The organism is Dehalobacter sp., assembly GCA_023667845.1.
GTDB lineage: Bacteria > Bacillota > Desulfitobacteriia > Desulfitobacteriales > Syntrophobotulaceae > Dehalobacter.
Genome location: JAMPIU010000039.1, coordinates 13,638 through 38,679, shown reverse-complemented (window position 1 = coordinate 38,679; position 25,042 = coordinate 13,638). Strand labels below are relative to the sequence as shown.

30 protein-coding genes are annotated in these 25,042 nt (G+C 44.2%); 17 read left to right on the top strand and 13 right to left on the bottom strand.

Features of this window, described 5'->3' with window-relative positions; genetic code table 11:
• Positions 1-9: 9 nt before the first annotated feature.
• Together spoVAE and NC238_01970 are read left to right on the top strand one after the other, a co-directional pair.
• The gene (spoVAE, locus tag NC238_01975) at positions 10-372 is read left to right on the top strand and encodes a stage V sporulation protein AE (GenBank protein ID MCM1564725.1); all 363 of its coding nucleotides are present in this window, start codon (positions 10-12) and stop codon (positions 370-372) included.
• A gap of 4 nt (positions 373-376) precedes the next feature.
• Entirely contained in the window at positions 377-1,900 is a 1,524-nt protein-coding gene (locus NC238_01970; GenBank protein MCM1564724.1) for a spore germination protein, read from the top strand.
• A 96-nt stretch (positions 1,901-1,996) separates the two neighbouring features.
• On the opposite strand, the gene NC238_01965 is transcribed toward NC238_01970, so the two are convergent.
• Positions 1,997-2,422 carry a hypothetical protein gene (locus NC238_01965; GenBank protein ID MCM1564723.1) on the bottom strand — a complete coding sequence of 142 codons (426 nt, stop codon included), beginning with the start codon at positions 2,420-2,422 and terminating at the stop codon, positions 1,997-1,999.
• 170 nt (positions 2,423-2,592) lie between these two features.
• Between NC238_01965 and NC238_01960 the strand changes: the two genes are divergently transcribed.
• The 7 genes from NC238_01960 to NC238_01930 all read left to right on the top strand — a co-directional run bounded on the left by NC238_01960 (position 2,593) and on the right by NC238_01930 (position 7,080).
• The gene (locus NC238_01960; GenBank protein ID MCM1564722.1) at positions 2,593-2,868 is read left to right on the top strand and encodes a hypothetical protein; all 276 of its coding nucleotides are present in this window, start codon (positions 2,593-2,595) and stop codon (positions 2,866-2,868) included.
• 387 nt (positions 2,869-3,255) lie between these two features.
• On the top strand, positions 3,256-3,723 hold the full coding sequence (locus NC238_01955; GenBank protein MCM1564721.1) for a GNAT family N-acetyltransferase: 468 nt from the start codon (positions 3,256-3,258) through the stop codon (positions 3,721-3,723).
• The gene (locus tag NC238_01950; protein ID MCM1564720.1) at positions 3,720-3,965 is read left to right on the top strand and encodes a GNAT family N-acetyltransferase; all 246 of its coding nucleotides are present in this window, start codon (positions 3,720-3,722) and stop codon (positions 3,963-3,965) included. Before NC238_01955 ends, NC238_01950 begins: the two co-directional genes overlap by 4 nt.
• Positions 3,966-4,005: 40 nt before the next feature.
• Positions 4,006-4,590 carry a YdcF family protein gene (locus NC238_01945; GenBank protein MCM1564719.1) on the top strand — a complete coding sequence of 195 codons (585 nt, stop codon included), beginning with the start codon at positions 4,006-4,008 and terminating at the stop codon, positions 4,588-4,590.
• 171 nt (positions 4,591-4,761) lie between these two features.
• On the top strand, positions 4,762-5,202 hold the full coding sequence (locus NC238_01940; protein ID MCM1564718.1) for a hypothetical protein: 441 nt from the start codon (positions 4,762-4,764) through the stop codon (positions 5,200-5,202).
• Positions 5,203-5,238: 36 nt separating this feature from the next.
• Positions 5,239-5,613, top strand: a complete 375-nt coding sequence (locus NC238_01935; protein ID MCM1564717.1) for an ATP-binding protein — start codon at positions 5,239-5,241, stop codon at positions 5,611-5,613.
• A gap of 261 nt (positions 5,614-5,874) precedes the next feature.
• Entirely contained in the window at positions 5,875-7,080 is a 1,206-nt protein-coding gene (locus tag NC238_01930; GenBank protein MCM1564716.1) for an acyl-CoA/acyl-ACP dehydrogenase, read from the top strand.
• Positions 7,081-7,428: 348 nt separating this feature from the next.
• Here the strand turns inward: NC238_01930 and NC238_01925 are convergent, their stop codons facing one another.
• On the bottom strand, positions 7,429-8,787 hold the full coding sequence (locus NC238_01925) for an FAD-dependent oxidoreductase (protein MCM1564715.1): 1,359 nt from the start codon (positions 8,785-8,787) through the stop codon (positions 7,429-7,431).
• Positions 8,788-9,161: 374 nt separating this feature from the next.
• Here NC238_01925 and NC238_01920 point away from each other — a divergent pair, with 374 nt between their 5' ends.
• Positions 9,162-11,117, top strand: coding sequence for an AAA family ATPase (locus NC238_01920; protein MCM1564714.1), 1,956 nt, complete (start codon positions 9,162-9,164; stop codon positions 11,115-11,117).
• 185 nt (positions 11,118-11,302) lie between these two features.
• Here the strand turns inward: NC238_01920 and NC238_01915 are convergent, their stop codons facing one another.
• Both NC238_01915 and NC238_01910 read right to left on the bottom strand, forming a co-directional pair.
• Positions 11,303-11,584: a 4Fe-4S dicluster domain-containing protein gene (locus NC238_01915; protein MCM1564713.1), complete on the bottom strand. Its 282-nt coding sequence runs from the start codon at positions 11,582-11,584 to the stop codon at positions 11,303-11,305.
• Positions 11,581-12,870: an FAD-dependent oxidoreductase gene (locus tag NC238_01910; protein MCM1564712.1), complete on the bottom strand. Its 1,290-nt coding sequence runs from the start codon at positions 12,868-12,870 to the stop codon at positions 11,581-11,583. Before NC238_01910 ends, NC238_01915 begins: the two co-directional genes overlap by 4 nt.
• Positions 12,871-13,303: 433 nt before the next feature.
• Here NC238_01910 and fixA point away from each other — a divergent pair, with 433 nt between their 5' ends.
• Together fixA and NC238_01900 are read left to right on the top strand one after the other, a co-directional pair.
• Positions 13,304-14,077 (top strand): putative electron transfer flavoprotein FixA, encoded by a 774-nt coding sequence (fixA, locus tag NC238_01905; protein MCM1564711.1) that lies wholly within the window; start codon positions 13,304-13,306, stop codon positions 14,075-14,077.
• A gap of 32 nt (positions 14,078-14,109) precedes the next feature.
• Positions 14,110-15,054: an electron transfer flavoprotein subunit alpha/FixB family protein gene (locus NC238_01900; GenBank protein ID MCM1564710.1), complete on the top strand. Its 945-nt coding sequence runs from the start codon at positions 14,110-14,112 to the stop codon at positions 15,052-15,054.
• 309 nt (positions 15,055-15,363) lie between these two features.
• Here the strand turns inward: NC238_01900 and NC238_01895 are convergent, their stop codons facing one another.
• The 3 genes from NC238_01895 to NC238_01885 form a co-directional block, all read right to left on the bottom strand.
• Positions 15,364-15,699, bottom strand: coding sequence for a helix-turn-helix domain-containing protein (locus tag NC238_01895; GenBank protein MCM1564709.1), 336 nt, complete (start codon positions 15,697-15,699; stop codon positions 15,364-15,366).
• 93 nt (positions 15,700-15,792) lie between these two features.
• Positions 15,793-16,167: a tyrosine-type recombinase/integrase gene (locus tag NC238_01890; protein ID MCM1564708.1), complete on the bottom strand. Its 375-nt coding sequence runs from the start codon at positions 16,165-16,167 to the stop codon at positions 15,793-15,795.
• A 303-nt stretch (positions 16,168-16,470) separates the two neighbouring features.
• A complete protein-coding gene (locus NC238_01885; GenBank protein ID MCM1564707.1) occupies positions 16,471-16,635 on the bottom strand; it encodes a hypothetical protein in 165 nt (54 codons plus the stop codon).
• A 181-nt stretch (positions 16,636-16,816) separates the two neighbouring features.
• Here NC238_01885 and NC238_01880 point away from each other — a divergent pair, with 181 nt between their 5' ends.
• The gene (locus tag NC238_01880; GenBank protein MCM1564706.1) at positions 16,817-17,659 is read left to right on the top strand and encodes a VanW family protein; all 843 of its coding nucleotides are present in this window, start codon (positions 16,817-16,819) and stop codon (positions 17,657-17,659) included.
• Between the two features lie 247 nt (positions 17,660-17,906).
• On the opposite strand, the gene NC238_01875 is transcribed toward NC238_01880, so the two are convergent.
• The 5 genes from NC238_01875 to NC238_01855 form a co-directional block, all read right to left on the bottom strand.
• Positions 17,907-18,752: an IS3 family transposase gene (locus NC238_01875; GenBank protein ID MCM1564705.1), complete on the bottom strand. Its 846-nt coding sequence runs from the start codon at positions 18,750-18,752 to the stop codon at positions 17,907-17,909.
• 41 nt (positions 18,753-18,793) lie between these two features.
• Positions 18,794-19,480: a helix-turn-helix domain-containing protein gene (locus NC238_01870; GenBank protein ID MCM1564704.1), complete on the bottom strand. Its 687-nt coding sequence runs from the start codon at positions 19,478-19,480 to the stop codon at positions 18,794-18,796.
• Positions 19,481-19,585: 105 nt separating this feature from the next.
• The gene (locus tag NC238_01865) at positions 19,586-19,807 is read right to left on the bottom strand and encodes a hypothetical protein (GenBank protein MCM1564703.1); all 222 of its coding nucleotides are present in this window, start codon (positions 19,805-19,807) and stop codon (positions 19,586-19,588) included.
• Between the two features lie 35 nt (positions 19,808-19,842).
• Complete coding sequence (locus NC238_01860) at positions 19,843-20,127, bottom strand: DUF3102 domain-containing protein (GenBank protein ID MCM1564702.1); 285 nt, start codon at positions 20,125-20,127, stop codon at positions 19,843-19,845.
• Between the two features lie 251 nt (positions 20,128-20,378).
• On the bottom strand, positions 20,379-20,540 hold the full coding sequence (locus NC238_01855) for a DUF2922 domain-containing protein (GenBank protein ID MCM1564701.1): 162 nt from the start codon (positions 20,538-20,540) through the stop codon (positions 20,379-20,381).
• A gap of 417 nt (positions 20,541-20,957) precedes the next feature.
• Between NC238_01855 and NC238_01850 the strand changes: the two genes are divergently transcribed.
• The 3 genes from NC238_01850 to NC238_01840 all read left to right on the top strand — a co-directional run bounded on the left by NC238_01850 (position 20,958) and on the right by NC238_01840 (position 23,072).
• Entirely contained in the window at positions 20,958-22,286 is a 1,329-nt protein-coding gene (locus NC238_01850) for an MFS transporter (GenBank protein ID MCM1564700.1), read from the top strand.
• 199 nt (positions 22,287-22,485) lie between these two features.
• On the top strand, positions 22,486-22,764 hold the full coding sequence (locus NC238_01845; protein MCM1564699.1) for a type II toxin-antitoxin system Phd/YefM family antitoxin: 279 nt from the start codon (positions 22,486-22,488) through the stop codon (positions 22,762-22,764).
• Complete coding sequence (locus tag NC238_01840; protein ID MCM1564698.1) at positions 22,761-23,072, top strand: type II toxin-antitoxin system RelE/ParE family toxin; 312 nt, start codon at positions 22,761-22,763, stop codon at positions 23,070-23,072. The genes NC238_01845 and NC238_01840 overlap by 4 nt, the downstream gene beginning before the upstream one ends.
• A 112-nt stretch (positions 23,073-23,184) precedes the next feature.
• Here NC238_01840 and NC238_01835 read toward each other — a convergent pair whose 3' ends face one another.
• Positions 23,185-24,465, bottom strand: a complete 1,281-nt coding sequence (locus tag NC238_01835) for an ArsB/NhaD family transporter (protein MCM1564697.1) — start codon at positions 24,463-24,465, stop codon at positions 23,185-23,187.
• Positions 24,466-24,677: 212 nt separating this feature from the next.
• Here NC238_01835 and NC238_01830 point away from each other — a divergent pair, with 212 nt between their 5' ends.
• Positions 24,678-25,025: a hypothetical protein gene (locus tag NC238_01830; protein ID MCM1564696.1), complete on the top strand. Its 348-nt coding sequence runs from the start codon at positions 24,678-24,680 to the stop codon at positions 25,023-25,025.
• Positions 25,026-25,042: the final 17 nt, after the last annotated feature.

Genomic DNA, 25,042 nt, shown 5'->3' with positions numbered 1-25,042 from the left:
GGTCTTTGGATGCTGAATAACATTTTACCTGCTTTTCTGGTTGGCGGACTTCTGTGCGTCGCCGGACAGCTGCTGATGGATTTGACGAAAGCCAAAATCACGCCGGCACATGTACTGGTCGGGTACGTGACCGGTGGAGTTATTCTTGGCGGACTGGGGCTTTATGAACCTCTGGTCAAAATCGGAGGTGCCGGTGCAACCGTACCGCTTTCCGGTTTTGGATATACGCTGGTCAAAGGTGCGATCGAAGGAGCACAAAGCGGCGGCATACTTGGGGTTCTGGCCGGCGGTGTTCAGACCGGTGCAACAGGAATTGCCGTTGCGGTATTGTTCGGATATCTGACAGCAATTGTATTTAATCCGAAAGGTTGATGATATGAGCTCAACAGCAGAAACGACAATGAGCATTTCCAAAAACTATCAGGAAAACGTCACTTATTTGAATCAAAAACTCGGTGTACCTGAAAGCTTTGACATTGTACTTCGGGAAATGAACATCGGCGGTAAAAAGATTGCAATCTATTCCGTTAATGGAATGATCAGCAGACCTGCCAGCAATATGATCCTGCAAGTGCTTTCGCAGATCGAACGCGTGGAACTCGCCGTGAATGCGGTAGACAAGCTTGTAAAGTCCAAAATAGTTGATCTGCAGGTTTCGGAAGTCGAAGCCATGGATGAAGTCATCTACTTTCTATTATCCGGAACAATGGCGATACTGATTGAGGGAAGAACGCAGGCTATCATTGTGGATCTCAGGACTTACCCGGGCCGCATGCCTCAGGAACCGGATATTGAGCGGGTAACGAGGGGTTCACGTGATGGTTTCACGGAGACGTTGGTTTTTAATACCATCCTGATTCGTCGCCGCCTGCGTGATCCGGGATTGCGGATGAAGCTCGTGAAAGCAGGCAGCCGTTCCAAAACGGATGTTTGCATTGCTTATATCGAAGATATTACGAATCCTAAAATGGTGGAATACATTGAAAAAGAAATTAAAAATATAAAAATAGACGGGATTCCTATGGCGGAAAAAACAGTTGAGGAATTTATTCTAGGAAGCAAATTCTGGAATCCGTTTCCGAGGGTCAGGTACACGGAAAGACCTGATGTGGCAGCAATACATTTGCTTGAAGGCAATGTTATTGTGATGGTCGACACTTCTCCGAGTATTATCATCGCGCCGTGTACGTTCTGGCACCATGTCCAGCATGCGGAAGAATACCGCCAAGAGCCGGTTGTGGGTATGTATTTGCGGTGGGTCAGGTTTATCGCGATATTTCTGTCCGTATTTCTTACGCCGCTTTGGCTCGCTGCCGCTTTGAATCCGCAGCTGCTTCCCGAGGGACTTAAATTTATCGGAGTACAAGAACCGGCTAGAATTCCTTTGTTGTTTCAGGTGCTAATGGGAGAATTGTCAATCGATATGCTGCGGATGGCGGCGATTCATACCCCTTCGCCTCTGGCTACAGCCCTGGGTTTAATCGCGGTGTTCATGATGGGTGATGTGGCGATACAGGTCGGGCTGTTTACACCGGAGGTTGTGATGTATACCGCTATTGCGGCAGTCGGGACATTTGCGACACCAAGTTATGAACTGGCTCAGGCTAACAGGCTTGTCCGCCTATTCCTTGTCCTGGCTGCCGGGCTGTTTAATTTCTGGGGATTTGGAGCGGGCGTTTTGCTTGTTTTATTTGTTCTGCTGCGGACCAATTCTTTTGGTGTACCGTATCTCTGGCCATTGATTCCAATGGATATCAAGGCGCTGTCCACAATCCTGATACGTAATCCGGTCCCGATTAACAACCTTAGACCGAGTATCTTCAAACCAAAGGACCGAATCAGGCAGCCTAAGGATAAACAAACGAAGGGAAAACAGCCTAAAGAAAGAACAAATCCCTAGACGGATGGTCACGAAAGACAAGGCTCGGCGACGGCCACGGACGGCCTAGTGCCGCGATGCCATGGAGGGCAAAGAGCGGCGACGGCCATGGACGGCCTAGTGCCGCGATGCCATGGAAGGCAAAGAGCGGCCCGGCCGGACAAACACCAAGTCCAGGGAAACAAGAAGTAAAATGGCGATTAGGATCTTATTCAGATTATTTGCAGAGACAGTCATCTGCGGGGCAGCAAGCATCGGATAGCCGTTTTGATAAGAAACTGGAAGAATAGAAGAGGGGGAAACAGGACTTCGCAGAACCGAGCCCGGCGGAAGTGTACCTGGCAGATTTGCAGCCGGTAGAACGGTACCAGGTAAAAATGCCGCCGGAAGTACGGCCCTTGGCTGTCCTGTCTGTCCCGTGTGGGGATACGGGAATGAAACTGTCCGGGGATTACCGTAATTCCCTCTGGCCATAGAAAAATAACGCGGATCGTTTGCAGCTGCTGCCAAAGATATATGGTTGGTAAACAACATATTACTCATGTTGATCTCCCTCAATTAATTCGTACCGGGTACCTGATTTGGAGCATTAAAACTCAACAGAAATATGATAAGATAAAGAAAGAAGATATAGCGTTGACCATGCTAAGGTATTATACGAAATAAATTGCCATTGTGATACAATCATGGTGATTTATGGGTGGAGGTTAATCATGATCGTAGGTTTTGGTTTTGGAAGTCCGTTAACGGCGCTTTTGATGCTGGTCGTCACAGCGTCGCTTTCGTATTTTTTCTTTAAAGCGATCAGAGGTCGACGGAACATTGACTGGACCGATGATAGGGGCAGTGATATCTCAGAACTCAGGCGGAGAAAACGCGCCTACTACTATGAACAAAGACAAAGGGCCAGGGAATTGATGGACGCGTATGATCTGACCGATCAGGAAATTGAGGAAAGAATTAACCGGGAGCTAGACGGGGAAAAGTAATGTAGTACGAAGCCCTAATAATCAGGGCTTGTCTGTACCTGTCTACGTACTCAATGAAAGGCGATTCATATGAAAACAGATTACCGTTAATGCTTTCAATCCGGGATTACTTACAGATACTGATTTGAGAGTTAATTTATCATTATAGATGCTTTTTAGAAATATGGCCTGCCGTCAAGGAGATGCCAGATTCAAACAGCGTCTTTTTTGTATTATTGAGTAAGATTTGGACTGAAATCAGAGAATTTTTATAAACAAACAAAATGATCATAAAAAACATGGAAGTTGGTTACACACCATGTTATATTAGAAATAAATTTCCAGTTATAACCTTGGGTTATTTAACCAATTATAAACGATATAAGGGAGCAGGTTAAAGGAACAGAGATGGAAATCAGAGAATTAAAACCCGATAATTTAGCCGAGGCTTCAAGCCTTATATGGATTGTTTTTTCACAATATGTCGCGCCTGGCTATTCTCAGGAGGGGATTGATACATTTAGAAAATTCATACAGCCGGAAGAACTTAAAATATTACTGGAAAGCGGAAGATTTTTTATATCAGGCTGTTTTGACGGCGAAGAACTTGTAGGCGTCATAGCGATGAGGGACCATAGTCATATCAGCCTGCTTTTTGTTAATAAAGCATATCACGGCAGGGGAATTGCCAAAGCCCTTTTTTCAGAAGCTTTAAAGAAGTGTGTTCAGAAAAAATCAGAGATTGGCGAGATAAGTGTAAATTCGTCGCCATATGCAGTTGAAATATATAAAAAACTTGGGTTTGAAGTAACAGGACAACAAGCTACGAAGGATGGAATAACATTTGCACCCATGAAGAAGATGGTGTCCTTGTGATTGTTAATAATCTGACAAGGGGAGCAAAGCCGTATGGATTGATCGAAAATGTCGTTACGTACGAGGGTTATCGCAATAAAGGATATGGTACAAGGTTGCTGAAAAAAGCACTGGAAATTGCGCAGGGAGAAGGCTGCTATAAAGTGATGCTGATGTCGGGCAGGGGCGAGGAAGCTCTTAAATTCTATGAAAAAGTAGGATTTGAAAGGGGGAAAAAGACCGGATTTATTATCAGGCTTTAGGGGACACCGTTTTTTCGGAGAATTCTTTGCAGAGAGGTAAATGATGCTGAAGAGGTTTTTAAAAGTAATAATAATTGCCGGTCTACTATGGTTTCTATCACATACTATTTTGATCACGATTGATGGATTAGTCGATAACCTGGGTCAGTGTGATGTTGGGATCGTTTTAGGAAATAAGGTTGAATTGGATGGAACTCCGTCACAAAGATTGCAGGGCAGATTAGATAAAGCCGCAGAACTCTATAAAGACAAATATTTTCAATATATCATTGTCAGTGGAGGCACAGGTAAGGAAGGGTTTGACGAAGCCCAAACTTATGAGGTTGACTTAGATATACTCGCCTTTTTGTATGGTGGTACAAATGAAAGCAAAAGAGGTCAACATATTCAAGGATTAAAAGCATTAAAAGCTAAAGGTGGTAATTTTGCTTTTGAAGTAGGGGCAACAGAAATTGTATTAGAAGCGAAACGCCCCGATGGGGCGGGTGATTCCGGTACAGCTAGGGTTGTTTCCATAATTCCCTTTTTAGTTATGAAAACTGCAGCGTTAGGCAGAGGAAAACCTAAAGACGCCTACGATATTTATTTCTGCGTGAAGCATTATCAAGGGGCGTACGGGCATTAGCTAATGGATTTAAACCTTATTTAAAGCGGAGTCTAATTTTAGAAATGAAAGAAAAGGCGGGAATGTTACAGTTCAGATATCTATTGCCAAGAATTTTACCGGCAAAACGAAGAAAGCTTCCTTGAAGGACAAGTCTGTGGATTGGAGTATTTTGGCGGGGATCCTCGCAAAGTGATCTTTGACAATGCCAAAGTAGCAGTAAAAGAAGGCTTTGGCTTCCATGCCGGAATACAGTACAGGTATGCTGCTCTAGCCGCTCACTATGCTTTCAAAGCAGAATTTTGCAACATCGCAGCCGGACATGAAAAAGGGCTCGTTGAGGGGCTGGTCGGCTGGGGAAGACGCAATATCCTTGTTCCCATCCCCCGGGTAGCAACCATCGAGGAGCTAAATGCGGAAATCCTGCGCCGGTGTCTAAAATACCGGGAGAACAACATCACAGGCAGAGAGCAAACCGTTGGCGTCATGGCGCAGAGCGCAAGTGCAAGGATGGCTAACCTTCCTAAATTTAAATTTGATCCTGGGCGAAACCTCATTGCCAGAGTAGACGACTTCTCAACCGGTAAAAATGCCTTCAAGATGGGATGTCAAAGTAACAAAACCACAGTTTGAAAAATACGACAGCTTCCTTAGTGTGGGTGCTGTGGTATGAGTAGTATCAATCCTTTAAAAGAGACGATTAAACTCTACGCTAAACAACTGAGAACCCCAACATTCAGCGGTTACGAAAATATCATAAGGCAACTCTCGCCAGGCGATGGCTACGATAAATTCTTATGTGAACTGATGAAAGCTGAGCTCAGGCAAAGACAGGAAGCCGGTCAGCTTCGCAGGATCAGAAAAGCCGGATTTCCTGTAGTGAAGACTTTGGACGAATTTGACTTTACCAGATTAGAACATGTTTCAGAAGGATATATTCAGGAACTTGCATCTTGTGATTTTATTAAGAATAGACAAAACATCGTCATGATCGGTAACCCTGGATCAGGAAAAACCCATACCTCTCTTGGCATTAGGCAGTAGTACTAACCGGTTCGGCATGCCATCGTATCCCGGTGTTATGAGCTTCAGCGCAAGACCGCCCATGTCTTTAATGCTTCTGACCAGTTATGGGATCAAAGAAATTAGCAAGATCTAAAAAAATGCCAATGAAAAGTGTCAGCGAACTGCTGCCCGTGGTGTGCAATACTGTTACTATTTGTTGTCTTTATGTTGACGTCTAATGATTATTATTTTTTTATAAGGCATATTTACAAATTTGAATGAGAAAGGGGCAAGAGAGTAATGTCCGATTTACATGGCGCTATGCCGGGCATAGCAACCGGCGGGGAAGGTTACGGGTATACGGAAGAGGAGTGGCTGCTAAAGAAAAATGTTAGACAATTTTGTGAGGAATTCATTGATCCCAGGTTCAGAGAATCATTTAAGGCAGAAACGGCAGATCCTTTATTAAAGGAATTTATCAAGAAGTTTGGGGATAAAGGTTATCTCAGAATATTTGTGCCGGAAGAGCTTGGCGGGTATGGGCAGCGATTAACCGCTCAAACTATAATCCTTGAAGAGGTTGCCAGAGTTAACGGAGGATTAGCTATCCACACTGGGGAAAACGGCGGGTTTGCACTTCTGCTTGCGCTAGAGTTACCTGCCGCTTTCGCCAAATGGGGAGAGGCGCTTCTCTCAGGCGAACTTATTATTGCGGATGCGGAGAATAGTCCCGAGGGACAGTGTAACTATAGTGAACACGCCGATATCGGGAGGCTCGAAGGAGACGAGTGGGTAATAAATGGCACTAAGGTATTTTCATCAGGTGCATCTTTCTGTGACGTTCTTATGGTAACCGGGCTTGTTGACGGCGATATGCACAGATGGGCAATGGATGCAAAGAATACTCCTGGTCTGAAAATAACCCCCAATCCTGAAATGGGAAATAGTCCGATGTATGGTGCGATAGAGTTGAATAACGTCCGCGTACCTAAAGAATTTGGAGCCAAAACGGGCACTGTTATTAATAGGAAAAAGGTGGATGCAGTACCTAGGGGGAAAGGAAATGCAGTAACAAGTGCCGCTCTTGCTATGGGGGCAATGGGAGCAGCTTTTGACAAGACTGTAGAATATCTCAAGCATCGCACTACAAATTTCCAGCCACTCGCATCTCTTGGCTCAATCCAGTACAAGCTGGCGCTTATGAAGAGCAAAATAGAAGCGAGCCGCTCTTTCTTAATCGCCGCAACCAGAATGATTGAAACGAACCATAAAGACGCAGTAGTTTACGCACCCCTTGCTAAAGCGTATATCTGTGATACGGCCCGTGAAATTACTTCCGACTGTATTCAGTTGTGGGGCTGCGCAGGGTATAACCCCGATACCGGCATCGAACGCCATTTACGTGACGCAGTGGGGTTTGCAATCGGAGTTAGCACCAGCGAGATGCAGTTGGCTACCGCTGCCAAATACATGAGGCTGCCTGGCGCAGAATTTGAGTGTGTATAAAACATTCGTGATCATGTTATCAGCAGACTGTAACGTAAATTCCGTAACAAAATACCATATACAAAAAGCGAAATAGCACCAAGGGTATGAACTTTCGGACTAATTGTCCTCAGTCCTTGGTGTTTTCGCTATTCAGCAAAAACTTTTGTCACAAAAATTTGTCACACCCAAAATAAAAAGATACCTGTTTTTAAGCCTTTTCTATGCTCTCAAAAAGGTATCTGATATTTTTGCTTTTGGCTAAGGGATTGTCTGTTCCGTCGCTCTACCGCGCCGGCTGTTTAGTTCAAAATGTTTTGCACCTGCCTGACCGCTGGCCTATATGGGTTTCTTTTAAAAGCCGCGAAGCTATATGTGCTCCAACTGCCCCATGATTACTTGGGCGGTACGGCCTCCCGCGGCGATAGCCGACTCGTAGGAACCGGTGTACATATACTCGCCGCAGAGATACAACCCCTCCACATCCTTGTAGTGATTCTCGCGCATGTACTTTATCGCTGTTGCGCAACCCGGTTCCATGATATAGTTCCCTTCAGCAAATCTGGCAGTATGAATACCCTCTATGGCGTTTACGGTTTCTGGCATGATGCGACCCATATAACGCATAACCTCATTTAGCACTTCCTCATCGCTTGCGTTCCAAAGCTTCCTTGCCCCTTCCTCATAAAGGCACATAAGGATACACTCTTTTCCGGGCGGGACGCAGCGTTCAGTTTTGGAGGACGACAGCGAAATTGCACCCATTGGGTTACCGTTGCTCCGCATGAGCAGTGCTCCAGTGGCGTCATATGGAAACCGCGCCTTGTCCCTATCGAGGAAGAGAAGCGTGGTTATCGTCGGACAGTAAGTAACCTTTGAGAGCGCGGAGCGAATTGATTCGGGAGCGTTGGGCAGAATCTTTAGGGCTTTATTTGCGGACGCGGCACAGACAACAGCGTCGGCCGGCATAAATCCGCTCTTTGTCTTGACGCCAACAGCCTTTCCGTCTTTGATGACGATCTCCTGTACCTCGACGCCCGTCTTAACCTTATCTCCGCACTTTTTGATAATGGCCTCGGCAAGGCTGCCTACTCCGTTGGCAAGGACATCCGCTGCGCCAGCCAGCATGGTCCACATTATCATCGAGCCGAATATGACGCCGGTGTTCTCCGGATGCACCAGACCAATCGCCGACAGTACGGGCTCGACAAATCCTTTCAGCACACCCTCACCATAGTTGTCAACAATATAGTCCCTGAAGTTTCCTTTGTTGTCCAAGTGTATGCCCCATTCTACAGAACCCTCGTGGTACTTTTCATTATCACAGAGCGCCTTTATGTCCGCCGCCAGCCTCATGAAGTTTTCAGGCCCCATTTTAGCCATCCATTCGGCGTTGTATTTATCAAGTTCCGGGGTTCCGGTCGGTATTGTCGGGATTAGTTTTTCCCCGTCGTCAATCAACATTTGGCTCAATTTTACCGTGCAGAGTTGGTCATCCATGCCGAGCTCGTGGATGAGATTCTTGGCGTACTTATACCCGGGATGCACGACTTGGGCCGCTAGGTCACAAGAATAACCGTTCTCCTTATAGGTGAGCATACGTCCGCCGCCAACGGGATTTCGCTCCAGAATCTCGAAGTTGGTATAACCTTCCTTCATCAGCTTGTGGGCGGTTGTAAGCCCCGCGCAGCCAGCTCCAACAATAATAATTTTCTTGTTCTTATCCAACTTGTTCACCGCCCCCCTCTGAATTTGATCTGAGACTGACACGCATTCCAAAATTCTCTTTCATAATATCTGTCCTTTCTGTAATAAATTTATGGTAATGGCGCGGCAAGCCAGCCGTGTCCTTTTCCATCCTTTTGCCAAAGTCGGGTCGGTTTATTGCCGTAAAAAATTTGTTGACAATGATTAAAAAAAGGTAATACAATACGCTTGGGAAATTCTGTAAGGGAACATTATTTTAAAACTGGTTCACTGTTATTAAAACAATTAACAATAACGGTGCAATCAACAAAAAGTAAGCAATTTCATATAAAACTGGTGATTTAGTATAGTTAAGGGGTTTCAGCAACGCATTTTCAATACTAGGAGGGAACATTATGTCTACTCATGATAATGCTTTGAGAATCTTCCTCTTGGGAAAGCCTATTATCTCCAGTAATGAACTCCAATTACAGCTTAAACGTAAAAAGTGCAGGGGACTTATCTATTACTTAGCGGAACAAAACAGACCAATCAGAAGAGAACGCCTTGTAGAAATCTTCTGGCCGAATAGAGATATTTATAGTGCGCAGCATAATCTTAATGTACATCTTTATGAAATTAAAAAGCACATTCCCAACATAATTATCAGCAATGAAGCCTATGTATCAATTGCACCGGAGGTAAAAAGGGATACACAAATATTTGAATTATTTATTGTAAAAAACTCTAACTCACTAAAAGACACGCTATCTACCCTCAACTTATACCGTGGCGATTTTCTGGACGGATTCTCCCTTAGCGAATCTCCGGCATTCAATGATTGGATAATACTACTGCAAGAGCATTACAAAATGCTGATGTTAAGGGGCTTAGTAACTTTATCGGAGCTTTATTTGGATGCGGGTGATTATCAACAATGCTTGTTTGTCATACAAAAAGCATTAAGTATTGATCCCTTATGCGAAGAATTATACCGCAACGCCATACTTGCCCATTATCATATGGGAAATTATCTAAAGGTAACTCAAGTATATGAAAAGCTGAGGCATATTTTGTCTGAAGAAGTTGGACTGCCGCCAATGAAAGAGGTGCAGGAACTGTATGAAGCAATTATTAATGACAAGCCTATAAAAAAGTTTGCTCATGCTCAACAAAGAATCAACAAAAATGCTCAAGAAACTGGATATAATCACGTTGCCACTTCGCGCTTCCACGTGCCTTTCAATGGTCGGGACGGGGAAATGAAAATGCTTGAAAGATTGTGTCTCCCAGGAAAGCTTGTGTTGGTTCACGGTTCTCCTGGTATTGGTAAGACCAGACTTATACAAGAGTTCATGCAAAACTGGGAAGGCTTTATTTTTTATAGTGAATGTCTTGAGTTGAATAATAATATTCTATACCACCCCATTTCTAGCGCTATTCGAAGATGTATTCAAACCGTAAATTGGGATGAGTTAAAAGAGGATGTAAAAACGGAGCTAGGCCCTGATTGGTGGGGTGAATTACGATGCTTTGTACCGGAAATTGACCCTCAAGACAAATCGCCTTTTCAAAAACCCTGCCACGATTATGATATAATTAAATCTATTTATCAATTTATAGTTATTTTAAGTAAAAAACGAAAATTGCTTTTTGCTATTGATGATATTCAGTGGACAGATAACGATTCCCTAATATTATTAGGGAATATTATTAAGTATAGTGAAAATCTGGATGTATTTTTTCTCTGTACAGAAGGCTTACTGAGTAGCATCAATCCGATGCTAGTTAAATTTAAGAAGCTTCTGAACAAATTAAATCTGCTTAATGTCATATCCCTAGAACCATTAGACAACGCCAGCATCCGTGTTTTTGCCCAGTTTTTCCAAATGGGCGATAGCGAGGTTCTGGTCGATTGGCTAAAGAAGCTTTCAGATGGAAATCCTTCTATTATGATTGAGTTGCTCAGATATGTTCGAGATGAAATTGAAGCGGCACCCGAAGGTAATGTGGATATTAATTCTATTATTAATAAATCTGTTTTACCTCAGACTATTAAGGACGGACTTTTTTCGCAATTTGTTGGTCTGTCGGAGCAAGCCCGCAATGTTATAGATGCCGCCGCAGTTTTCGGTAAAGTTTTCGATTACGCTACAATAGTTAAGGCGACTAATTTATCCCAAACAGAGGTGCTCAGAGGCATTGAAGAGTTGTTGGAAAAAGGTTTTATAGTTATTGACAATGAACAAGGTTATGCTTTTCATAATCCTATGGTGAGAGAAGGTGCCTATCAGCTATTAACTCCATCCCGGCGTCAATGGCTTCATTCAAATATTGCTCTGTCTGTTCAGAATAATAAGGAGAACCTCTAAAAACTCTACGGAAAGATAACGAAAAATGGCAAAGTAGAGAAGGCTTCTCCGTGTGCTTACAATGTAACATAATTAAATCCGTGCCCACCTACTGCTAAGCGAAGTGAGCACAGATAATTGTTTTGGAGTGGTGTTCTTCACCGCTCTTATTAGTTTCTTGAACCATTTTTAATCAAATTTTTTGTTTAACCGTTTCGATAGACTATGCCAAAACCGCCTGCCGGGTATTGCCAATCTATGGCTTTCTGGGTACAGGCGACTAAACAAGTACCGCATTCCAGGCAGCCCGCGTGATCGACAGCAAGTTCACCATTCTGTTCATTGTAGACCTTGGCGGGACAAATAAACAAACAGACCCTGTTCTGACAACGTTTCCGGCAGATTTCTTGGTCAACCTTGATGTGCGGACTCTCGTCGAGTTCATACTTATTAATAGAAAGCTTTTCTGGAACACTCAAGCCGTTCATAGATTTTTCACCGCCTTCCAAACATCACTACCCAAGCTCATGTAGGTAACACCGCTCTCTTTTCTGGCCTTCAATACGCTCTTCAGAAGATTCTCCTTCGGGGTACTCTGCTGGGTATAGATAGAAGTGAATATGCCTTCCACCAATTTTGGATAGGCGTTAAATAGCCGATCACCCTTCATGAAAGCTGCCGCACCGGCATAGGTTTTCATGTCTTTGAGCACAAAACTGTCTTCTAATTTCTTTTTATACGAGGCCAGTGTTGCGGCCGAGAAGTCACCTTTGGCTTTAGCCTCCAGGATTGTATCTGCAGCATAAATGCCGGAGGCTATCGCCAAATCCATCCCTCTTACCGTAAAGCCGTTATTGGAACCCAAGCCGGCCGCATCGCCAACTACTAAAAGACCGTCGGTGAATAGTTTCTGGAGCGCGTTGTAGCCGCCTTCAGGCACAACATGGGCACCGTACTCCAATACCTTGCCGCCGCGGATCAGCGGTGCAATAGCGGGATGAGCCAGAAAATCCTCCAGGACCTCGGACGGGCTGACCTGATGGGAACTGGTGTGATCTATATGCATGACCAGACCAACCGAAATACTATCGGCATTCGTATAGAAAAAAGCGCCTCCGGAAACACCTTTGGTCGGATAGCCGAGCATAGCGTATTCGGTACCTTCATTACCGGTAAGACCAAAACGTTCTTCCAGCGTAGTTCGGTCCAATCCGATCAATTCTTTTACCCCGACGGCAAAGTTAGCAGGATTGTACCGATCACGGAGACCGGCTTGTTCAGCGAGAAAGGAAAGGACCCCATCGGCAGCGATTACGACATTCGCCGTCATTTCTTCTTCCCCGGCCACAATACCTTTAACAACGTTGTTTTCCATAAGCAGTGAATCAACCTTAATATTAGTAATAAGGGTGGCTCCGGCTTCTTCGGCTTTTTCCCCCAACCAACGATCAAACTTAGCCCGCAGAACCGAATAACCGTTATGCGGTTCCTGCGAAAAGCCCTGGCCCTTAAAGTCAAGGTTGAATGTGGAGTCCTTAGTCATGAAGGTTAAAATATAGCGGTTGATGTGGCGCTCCAGAGGCGCTTCCTGCGGAAACTCAGGGATAAGTTCCCTCAGAATCCGGCCAAACAACAGCCCGCCTGAGAGGTTTTTCGCCCCGGGGTAAGAGCCACGCTCTATCACCAAGACTTCCGCGCCTGCCTTAGCAAGCCTGTAGGCGGCAGCTAAACCGGCCGGTCCCGCCCCTACCACAATGGCATCATAGTCACTCATTTGTGAACCTCCTTTCTGTTCTTAGACTGGTTGAGCCATCGGCATTGACTTTGATCTCCCGGACATCAAGTGTGAATTTGTAGCATATGATAACCCCACTCTTATAACCCCTTTCAGTTTTGATTTCTAGAACTGAACAAAATCAGCTTACCTAGTATATCTGTTAGCAACTATGACTTTGAGTATATTTTATTGATGAGGAATAACTACATAAGCAACGTATAATCAACAAATATATCAAAAGATGTTATTTTCTTTTTGTTTAATGCCAAAATATGTTGTTGATAAATCAATAAAATCTCAGGCGATATTAATAGAAGTATGTTTATCAAATAACGTTGTTGATTCGTTGTTGATTCGTTGTTGATTTCCCGATTATTCTCCTCTGTTAAAATCCGATTATAAATTCTATAAAGAGGAAAGGAGGAAGAACATGAATATTGTTGTCTGTTGCAAATTTGTTCCCAATACCCAGGACATAGAAATCCGGCCGGACGGCTCATACAGTCTCGATAAGGCTGAATGGCAAATCAGCGATTATGACCTTCAAGCTATAGAAGCTGGAGTTCAGCTGGCTAACACTACCGGTAGCAGACTGCTCGCGCTTTCAGTCGGTTCTTCCCGTATCGAGGCTACACAATTGAGAAAGGATCTGTTATCCCGCGGACCTGAGGAACTTCATCTGGTAACCGATTCTATTTTGGGGGATGCCGATACTGCTGTAATAAGCAAGGTGTTGGCTGAGATGATCAAAAAGCTAGAAGCCGATCTGGTGCTCTTTGGCGATGGTTCGGCGGATTATTATTTCCAGCAAACCGGCTTACAGGTTGGCGAGAGACTCGCCTGGGCCAATCTCAATTCGATTGACGCTATTGAGCCTATGGGGGATCGGGTAAGAGTTGAGCGATTGCTGGAAGATGAAATCGAGGTTCTGGAAGTCCGGCTCCCGGCTGCGCTCACAGTTACCTCCAGTATTAACACGCCGCCTATGCCCGGTATGAAGGCGATCCTTTCAGCGGGTAAAAAATCTGTTAAAGTTTGGAGCTTAAGTGACGCCGGCATTGATGCCGGTCAGGCTGCCCGTATCGATGTCATAAGTGCGTCGGCACCGGAAAATGTGGACCGTAAAGGTATAATCATAAACGGCACTATCCAGGAAACGGTCGCCGAACTGATCCGTAATATCGAGGCGGAAGGGCTTCTGTAGGAACGTGACAATACTCCGAAGGAGAGAATAAAATGAATATCTTTATATTTTCGGACAACGCAACATTGCTGCCTGAAATGTTGGGCGGGGCCAACAAGCTCGTTGGGACAAGCGGGGGGAGCATAGCTGCCATAATCATCGGTTCAGAATCTGAGGCCATGTCGGCAGCTTCTATGGGAGCAGATAAAGTATACTGGCTCGGTGAGATAGGCAATAGAATCATCGACGATTTTGTGCCAACCCTCAATAAACTTATCATGACCGAAAAACCAGCGGCTTTTCTGGTTGCGGCGACCACAAGAGGAAAGGCCGTTGCCGGCCGTGTGGCAGCTGCTCTCGATATGGCAGCAATAGTAAACGCTAAGGAAATAAAAGTGGTAGATGGATCATTTCAGGTTCGGCATATAATTCTGGGCGGAGCCGTCATACGTGTTGAACAACCGTTGGGGGGTACGCTTATTGCAACAGTCCGTTCGGGAGTTTTTACTAAGGCTGTAGCCGACACTTCCCGCAGCGACCAACTGGAACACGTTGAATTCGTTGAGCCTGTGACCCAAATAACCAAGCTGGAGAGTAAACCTAAAAAATCAAATGCCTCCAATATTGGCGCGGCGAAGATTGTTGTTGGGGCTGGAAGAGGTTTTGCCACCAAGGAAGACCTCGGGCTGGCCAGAGGGCTCGCCGATGCGCTCGGCGGTGAGGTTGGCTATTCACGTCCTGTTACCGAAGGAAATCCGCCCTTTGCGGAAGGTGAGCCGTACATCGGGGTCTCCGGGATTCAGCTTAAGCCGGAACTATACATTGCTGTGGGTATTTCCGGTCAAACCCAGCATATGGTCGGCGTGAACGAGTCCCGGGTCATTGTATGCATCAACAAGGACCCTCGAGCCCCTATGTTCCGTTACAGCGACTATGGTATTGCCGGAGATTTGTATGAAATTGTTCCGGAACTTACCCGAGCTTTGAATGAAAAATAGGATAGGAGGCCATCCATTATTTGAATGGCCGGCCTTCCAGTCGAGTAGCCAAGGGGAGATTCACCTCGAGGCTCTCTCAGATCCATACGTGAACCTCTCGGTTCATATCGGCTCCGATCATTCACTCATACATAGATTTCCTATAGAGGGCCCAATGTGCAAACAAATTGGGCTCTCTTTTTCTTACCTGGAATAGCCATTCTTTCAGTACTGAAATTCCGTACGATTTTTAGATTTAAAAAAGCCTTTGTTGGGTTCAAAGCCAAAGGAGAAGGTACTCACAAAGTCTTCAGAGGATGGTTCAAATTACTAAAGTTCGTCCGCCCACTCATCAAGCAGAAAAGGAAATAACTCCTCCGGTTCCATGAGAGATGACGAATCAACAGTGGGAGGTTTGCCGTTGAACGCGCCAACAGGGATGACAGCTTCCAACTCTCCCGCGTCCTGCCGCCGAAGAAACTCCGCAACAACGCTGCGTCGAATCAGAAAGCGACGGGTCTGTTTTCCCGAATCCTGGCAGGGAATTATTCCGTTTTCCAGCAGCCATTTTGCTTTTCGTTTGCTGATATATGCGACTGCCCGGAAATGCTGTAATGAGAGCGTTTCCGGGCAGTCTTTTAATAACGCCAAATAATCTTGATCCATTTTCTCTCTCCTGTTATATCATACTTATGGTCATTCCGATTCGTGTACCTTCTCTTGGGTCGCCTCCGGTTCTTCACGCTCTGACAGCATCTGTTATCGGTTTTTTCTGTTTGCCAAAGGCGGCACTGATGGCTTTACTGATTCCTGCTTGGAACTGAAATCCACGTGCGAGTAGATATCCGCCGTGGTCGCGAAAGTGGAATGGCCGAGCCACTCCTGAATCGCTTTCATGGGAATGCCATGCGTCAAAAACAAACTGGCGCAGGAGTGATGCAAATCGTGAAAGCGAATTTTTCTAAATTGATACCGCTTCAACAGATATCCGAAATGCCTGGTGATGTAGTTGGGGTGAAACAGCTTGCCCATCTCATCCACACAGACATAGTCGGTGTAGGTATTATCGTAGCTTTTCTTAAATAGCTTTCGGTCCCCCGTTGGCGGCTTCGCTTGGCCTGAAAAGAGGCGCATTTCAGCATCTCTTTTCAGCCTTCGCTTCACCGCGGTTTTTGCCGCTGTCCCGTGTCGCCGACTATTATTGCGGCAAAAACCAGGAGCCGCACAGCGGGGTATTACGCCAGGAATGCATGGGTTAATCTTGTTTATCTTGCCACGATCACCTCCTTACAGGCATAAAAAAACCGCCCCGAAGGGCGGCTTAAGTTTATAAACCGCATATTTATATTTACTTATTCTAGCACCGATTCTAACACATTCTAACAAACTGGTGGTCAGCAGTAAAATAAATCAGAGCAAATCCGTCTTGCTTTTCTGTTAAACCTTATCGATAGTCCCAATCGCGTAAAGAGGCAAATTTATCAGCCAATCCTCTTTTTTGTAATCTGCCATTGAAATACGCAATGAAATTTTCGGATTGAATTTTTCGCGAAAAGTCTTCAAACTTTTTGCCTGCAGATTCACTTCGGCTTTTACTTCCATGGGAATTACATCCTACCGTTATCAATAAGAAAATCAATCTCAGCACTATTCCTGTCATTCATCCTATAATATGTGTTAATATTTATTATAATAAAGTAGGATATTTTTCTTTAGGCAAGATAAAAAGCATCGCCGTCTAACAGTGTATGACCTATCCGCGTTAGGGAGGAAGTGAAACGTTCTGGCTATTAAGTCAATATATCCGTCAAAAAAGCCGGTTAATCGTTCGAAGTTTCGATTGTTTTTAGGAAGGATTTACTTTACAGTGCGTCGTTACCTTCAATGGTTTTTTGTCAAGTCAACACAGTATGCGGTAACTTTCCAGTCGGGTCAACTTCGTTTCAAAGTGGCAGAACATAGCACCCCATTGTATCGGCGCCTCCGAAATGTTGATATGTGGTTGCAGGAAAACAAAGTAACCAATTTGAAGTTGGCTACGGCAAAGATAAATGGCCTAATTCTCAAACCAGGAGAGACACTTTCCGTTTGGCGTTTAATAGGTAAACCGACAAAGAGAAAAGGTTTCACCGAAGGAATGGTCCTACATAACGGTTCGTTCGTTCCCGGAGTAGGAGGAGGCCTGTGCCAACTCTCAAATCTTATTTATTGGATGACCTTACATACGCCATTGCGGGTTACGGAACGATGGCGTCACACACACGACATATTCCCGGACGCCAATCGAACTCAACCATTCGGAAGTGGGGCCACAATTGTTTACAATTATATAGATCTCCAAATAAAGAACGATACCCAATACAAATATCAGCTTCTAATAAGGGTAGGGGAATCGGATTTAGAAGGCGAATGGCGATGTGAACAACCATTGACCCCCAAATATGAGGTTTACGAAAGTGACCATTTGATCACACAGGAATGGTGGGGAGGTTACATGCGTCACAACATTATTAGACGTAAGGTGTTTGATCTTGATGATAATCAAATAGGTGATGATTTTGTCACGGAAAATCATGCAATTATGATGTACGAACCTATGTTGGTAGAACATGTGAAGATTGTTTAATTTTTTTATTGTTTATCTTCTCTTTGTTCTAACCAGTCGAGTTCACTCAACAAATATTTTGGAATGAGGATCTTGCCTTTGGCAATATTTGGAATAGTACTCAGTTTGTTATTTCCGAAAACGAGCTGTTTGTTTTAAGAAATAAAGCTGCCAATCGTGGGACACATGAACCGCTCCCTGTCAAGTAGACAGATGAAAAAATGAAAATCGCTATCACTGGACTTCGTCAAAAACGGGGTCCAGTTTTTTATGCAACATTTTCGAGCAACTGGCGATAGGTCATTGGAGCCAATTTATTTAACTTTTTTTGCCGTCGTTTGTAGTTATAAAAATATATGTAGCTCTCAATGGCTGCTGCAAGGCTGTCATAATCCCTGAAGTTTCCAAGGTAGAACATCTCACATTTGAGAATACCCCAGAAGCCTTCCATAGGGCCATTGTCGATGCAGCGGCCAACACGGGACATGCTTTGTTTCATTCCAGCTCTATCCAATCTGGTTCTGAATTGTTTACTTGTATATTGATAACCTCGGTCACTATGGAATAGAGGGTGAGCGTTAGGGTATCTGGAAATGGCCAAATCGAAGGTGTCAAATACGAGTTGGTTATTGTTACTCCGGCCCATGGTGAAAGAGACAATACCGTTATCTTTAAGATCAAGGATAGCGCTCAGATACAACTTTGAATGATCTCCATACTTGAATTCCGTAACGTCAGTCAACCATTTCTCGTTAAGGTTTTTAGCTATAAAGTCACGATTAAGAAGGTTCTCAGTTGTAACTTCCGGCGTGGAACGTTGGTATTGCGGACGTTTTCTGCGGATAACTGCTTTTAATCCCACCAGTTGGGTAAGACGGTATATACGCTTGTAGTTGTAGTTGGTCTTGTACCGGGCATTCAGTTCATCTGTCAGTCTCCGGTATCCATATATTCCGTTAAATTCTGCGTAAAGATAACCAAGCTTGTGAAGAAGATCTTCGTTCTCATACTCACTGACACTCTTGCTGCGGTGAAGCCATTTGTAATAGGAGGACCTATTCAGGTCTAATATCCTACAAATATTTTCTACCGGGTATCTTTCTTTTTCGTGCAACTCCTTTACAGCTAGGTAAAGCCTTTCCTGCCGGACACCGCTTAGCCCCGCCTCCTTTCGATCTCCTGGACTTTTTTTAACACAGCAATTTCCATTTCTTTTTGTTTGTTCTCGGCTTTGAGCATCTTGTTCTCTACTCGAAGGCGTTCGACTTCAGTCATTTCATCCATCGGCTTGTTTTTCCCTCGTTTGTCGATAAGGCCGGCTACTCCCTTTACCTCATACTTTCGTACCGAGCTATATATCTGCTGGTAGGATATCTCATACTTGTCTATTGCTGCTCTGTAGTCCTTACCTTTGGCTATGCAGTAACTGACAATTTCAATCCGCTCATCTAACGTGGTCAACCGTCCTTTGGTCATATACATCCCTCTTCCTCTACCTCGGCCGCTGGTAGCCCGAAAATCTTTATGACCATTATACATCGTTATCCAATCTAAAAGTTGTGCTTTACCACGGATGCTAAACTTCTTACATATCTCCAATAGGCTTCCTTCACCCTGGATGTAAGCCTCTACTGCTGTGGTTTTAAGTTCCAAACTGTATCTGTTATTTGTCTTTTGGAGTGCTAACCCAGATGGACCCATGGACTCATAATTTGCTATCCATTGCTGAAAACTAGCTTTCTTTACTCCATATTCCCGTGCTATGCTATCCTGGGTTCCATCTCCTCGCTTGTATTTTTCTACTGCTTCCAATTTCTTTTCATAATGAACTCTTCTTCCCATAGAAAAACTCCCCTTTACGTAGTCCTGAATTTTTGTTATTTCAGGTGTCTACTCAAAGGGGAGCTTATCAACAATTCCACCGACCGACAGCTTTTTTAAGAGAGCTCATGGGGCGGGAGCTTCAGGAGTTGCCGGAACTTCGGGAGCAGCGGGAGCAGCTTTCTCAATTCGACTTAACTTCTTCGACATTTTTGATATAAACTGGTTGGTATGAATTAAATAAAGCTTGAAAGCATTCGGGTCCGCTGCGGCCATTTCGCTCATAGCGATAAACAGATCGTCGAATCCTTGGGCTATCAGAACGAAGCGGGCGTCTGCCTGGGTCATGGACAGGTTGAGCTTTAAGATCTTGCTTTCAAGTTCTATCTCGGCGATGCGCTTGGGTCGGCGAAGCCGAACAGACCGGCACCATATTCTTCCGCTATGCGCATAAGATGATAGGCTGTGCGCTCGGTATACTGCACGGCGTTCTCCAGCCATGAAACATATTTACCATAAGGGATCTTTTCCTTGGCCTCCAAAAGGCGCCGTCCTATTTCAATGGCGCTGACTAACATGTATTTTTTGGCCTGTTCTTTAATCATGGTTATTTCAGCGGCGATAATCTCCGGCGTCCTTTCGGTTATATCGTTTATATCAGCATTCATGGTTAATAATCCTCCTACTGGTAGTACTCTTACCCCGCATGATATGTTGTCAAGTCTTGCGATGTGAATCTTCCATGCGGCAAAATTTCAATAATCGAAGAATTTGAAATCGATTTCAAATTCTTCGATTATTGAAGGAAATAAAGAAAGAAATAAAGAAAGAAATAAATAAATAAAGACGGCCTTGCGGCCGCTGGTTCTAATTTGGCTGAGGTAACGTTATCCTGGTTTAGCTTGTCCTCTGGAACGCTCTAGGCCTGGGGCGGATCATCAAGATTATTGATTGTGGTATCAATGATCTTGATATCTTGCTTGCCGGTCAAGTCGCCGTTAGGGGTGGTGAAGATGTTCTTTGTCACGATCAGCTCCATGGCCGTTTCCACTTCCTGGGCTGTAAGGTCCGGCTTCGGCATCGGAATGGTGAAGGTGGTGTCGCCGGCGGTTCAAAGATTCTTTTAAAAAGGCTAATAATCCAGCCTGTGGGAAGAATAACCATATAACCAGGCAGGGGACCCGAATATCCTGAACTCTAATCTTGCGCAAAAGATAACGGCGCTGGTCAATGACTATTTTAGACAAAATGCGGTCTCCGACCCGACGAAGAGTAAGGGTTGGGTAATCACCTATTTTAATGGGGTAACCCTGGATGAAGCTGTTCAATCAGATCCGCAAATCGATGCCACTGCACGCCGGGTGGCAGGGGATACGCAGAATAGTCGCCAAAAATCCTATCTTATCTGCCAATGGATTACCTGGAGTGCAAGGGGAGTGGTAACGCTGACAAAGAAAGCAATTTAAAGATGAGGATCAATAAAAAGGAGATGAGTTAATTGAGCACTGTAAATGTTCCCAAAACCATCGACCAAAGCAAAATGAATAGATTTTTTGTTATTGTGGCGGTATTAGCTTTCTTGGGTCTATTATTTGATGGATACGCTCAGGGGGTTTACAGTACTTCCCTTCCTTCGCTGATTCAAGATACTGGTATTGAGCCAACAGTTTTCGGCCTAATTGGTAGTTATACACTATATGGAATGATTGCCGGCGGAATAATATTTGGAATGTTAGCTGATAAAATCGGTAATAAAAAAGTATTCATGTTAGCTATTGGCTTTTACGCGATGTTCACAGGTCTGATGGGAACTGCAACAACAGTATGGCAGTTTTCTTTATACCAAGTTTTAACAGGAATGGGTGCTGCCGGAATTGCCCCAGTTACCTTTGCGATGCTTGCTGAATATAGTCCTTTAAAAAATCGTGTTCAATTGATTAACGCGACGACTCTGGGAATGCCGCTTGGAAGAATGTTGAGCACTTTGGCAGGTATGGCTATTTTGCCATCGTTTGGGTGGAGACCAATGTTTCTGATTGGTTTTATTCCCCTGATTTTGATTGTTTTTTGTATTATTTACTTACCTGAATCTATGCAAAAATTGATAAAAGACGGTAAAAGAGAAAAAATTCAAAAGATCTTAAAATCAGTTACCCCTGAACACACCCCTAGCATAGACGAGCAATACGAAGTAGAAATCAATCCTTCCAACAAAGGATCATTCCTTAGTTTATTTAGAGATGGCATGGCTGTGAATACTATTTTATATTGGTCAATCATGGCACTATGTATGTTTATCATTTACGGCTTAGTAACATGGCTGCCAAAAATGATGATGGATGCAGGATATAACTTAGGATCCAGTCTCATGTTCTTTTTCACTTTCAGCCTCGGGTCAATACCTGGTATTCTTCTATCGGGTCCGTTAGCCAATAAAATTGGACTTAAAAATACACTATCCTTCTATGCAGCGGTTCCTGCCTTTGTTGTTCTGCTTTTGATGCTGAAACTAGATACAATTCTGGTATCAATTGTTCTGTTTGTCCTTGGAGCTGGTATGTATGGGTTATTGGGATTGATCTTTACATTCATATCAGTCAGTTACCCACTTGCCTTCCGTGGAACCGGATTAGGATGGGCTAATGCTGTGGGGCGTTTCGGCGGATCTTTCGCACCGATGACTGGAGGGATGTTGATAGCCCAAGAAGCGTCTTTGATAACGAACTTTATCGTATTCGCAACGGTACCGTTTCTTTTGATAATGATCTGTGTTGTAGTTTCTCAACTAATCGCTAAGAAAGCTGCAGCTTCCATTAATAGGGAATGAATAGTCCATAAGATGATAGGCTGTGCTTGCGATGTGAATCTTCCATGCGGTAAAATTTATGAATCTGTAGAATTTGAAAGCGCTTTCAAACGCTTCAGTTATTGAAGGAAATAAATAAAACGCTCAATATTTATAGATAAAATAGTCATATTGAGATATAATATGACTATAAGAGAATGTTTGAAAAAGAGGTGATACCATGGAGAAAGTAATTCGGCCGTCAGCAGATTTAAGAAATCATTACAGCGAAATATCCAAGCAGTGCAAAGAAACAAGGGAAGCTGTTATTATTACAGTAAATGGGCGTGGTGATACGGTGGTTCTTGGACTGCAGGATTACTATCGGATGAAATCTGAATTAGAGCTTTTAAAAACGTTGGCAGAAGCGGAAGACGATGTGAAATCCGGTCGAGTGGCGCCGATGCAGAACACATTCGACGAACTTCGTGCATCTTTATTAGAAAGGAAGAATGTATGAAGTGCAATATTTTAAGAACAGATAAGGCAGAGGAGCAGCTTCGTGAAATCATATTCTATATAGCTGATGATTCCGGAGATGTAGATATTGCACTAGAATATCTGGATAAAATTGAAACAGTAATTAATCGTCTGCAAGAATTTCCGGAGTCAGGAAGCATACCTAGATATTCAATTTTAAAAAAGCAGGGATACAGGGCAATAATTGTTGAGAGTCATCTTGTATTTTATAAATATAATGAGGAAAAAAATACAGTTATTATATACGCTATTATGGACGGAAGAAGGGAATACCGCAATTTAATATAGGAAATGCTTGTATGGCATTCAAGAGGCCAGCGGTTCGATCCCGCTTATCTCCCACAAAAACAATAAACCACAAGACCAAAAACCTTGTGGTCTTTGAACTGATGTCAAATTACTAAAGCAAATAGCGCAGAACAAGGTAAACCGTACTGATGGCGACGGTGATCAGCATTATGGGGAAGCAGACTTTAAAGTACTGGCCGAAGGTTATTTTATATCCTGCTTCCTCGGCCATGCCGGAAGCCACAACATTGGCACTTGCCCCGATAATGGTGCCGTTTCCGCCCAGACAGGCCCCCAGTGAGAGCGCCCACCATAACGGTGTAATATCCATTCCGGTCAGCACGCCGACTTCCTGAATCAGCGGGATCATGGTTGCGGTAAACGGGATGTTGTCAACAAAGGCCGAAGCGATCGCGGAAACCCAGAGAACGGCCATTCCGAGTAAAAACATGTCGCCGTTGGTTTGCTGAACGATGCTTTTTGCGAGCACTTCCAAAACTCCGGCCCGTTCCAGACCGCCCACCAGCATAAAAAGACCGGCAAAGAAGAAGATCGTTTTCCACTCGACTTCTTTCAATACTTTTTCCGGTTTGACTTTGGAAATCAGCAGAAGAAGGACTGCCCCGGTCATGGCTACGACCGAAGACGGATAATTTAAAACGCCATGCAGGATAAAGCCCAGGATGGTCAGGCTCAGTACGATGAGGCATTTAGTAAGGAGCTTCTTATCCTTGAGTGCTTCGTATTCGTTGAACAGCAGGACCTTTTTTTTGTTCTCTTCTTTTGTATGGAGATATTTTTTATAGACCAGCAGAAATGCTCCAATCGTGACGAGCAGGATAGGAACAATGATTGGTGCAACATTAATAACAAAATCCATAAAGCTTAAGCCCGCCTTTGTCCCGATCATGATATTTGGCGGGTCGCCAATCAGGGTCGCCGTGCCGCCGATGTTCGAGGCAAAGATCTGGCTGATGACGAACGGGATGGGCTTTATCTTAAGGTCTTTTGTGACATCCAGCGTGATCGGGAGAATCAACAGGATTGTGGTTACATTGTCCAGGAAGGCTGAAGCGACCGCTGTGATGAAGGAAAGGTACACCAACACTTTCCAGGGTTCTCCCTTGGCCAGCTTGACAACTTTAATGGCCAGAAATTCGAACACACCGGTGCGCTGGGTAATCATGACGATCACCATCATGCTGATCAGCAGGGCAAGTGTATTAAAGTCGATGGCTTCGTAAGGATTCTCATGATCTAATAGCCCCATAAGCGCCATCAGAACACCGCCGCCGAGCGCGATGATCACTCTGTCAATCTTTTCAGTCACGATGAGCAGATAGGCAGCCGCAAAGATGATGACAGACAGTGTCATGGCAGGTGTGAATTCCATAGTTGAGAGGCCTCCTTCGTCTTTGGACAGTAAACTTTTTCCTCATACATTATGACATTCTTGGCAAATTAATCAACAAGTATGAGGCGAGCAGGACAAATATTTATATTTTCCAAATTCTTTATTTTCTTATATAATAAACTGATATAATATATGGAGAAATTCCAATCAAAAAGATCGCTCCGATTGAAGAGGAGATACAGGAGGGTACAATGGACGAAAAAATGGCCAAATTGAAGGAATACCTTCAAATGGAGACAGAGATTGCTTTCGAAGAATTCAAGACCTATTATACCAGTGTGATTGAACAGCTGAACAAAACGTATAACGAGATGGACCAGGCTGCCTGCTTGAAAGCCAGGTATATCTGCAGTATCGTTCAGGGAAACGCCGAATCTCGTGCCCAGAGAAGCAAAGTGAATGGGAAAGCCTTCAAAAAAATGGCTGCCAAATGCGGATTTTGGGTCGATGCGATTGATCATCGGCTGAAAAAAGAAGGAATGACGCAGAATGAGATTGACGCGGTAATGGGTGAGATAAATAAGGCTGCTGAGCAGTAAAGACGTTCGGGATTTAT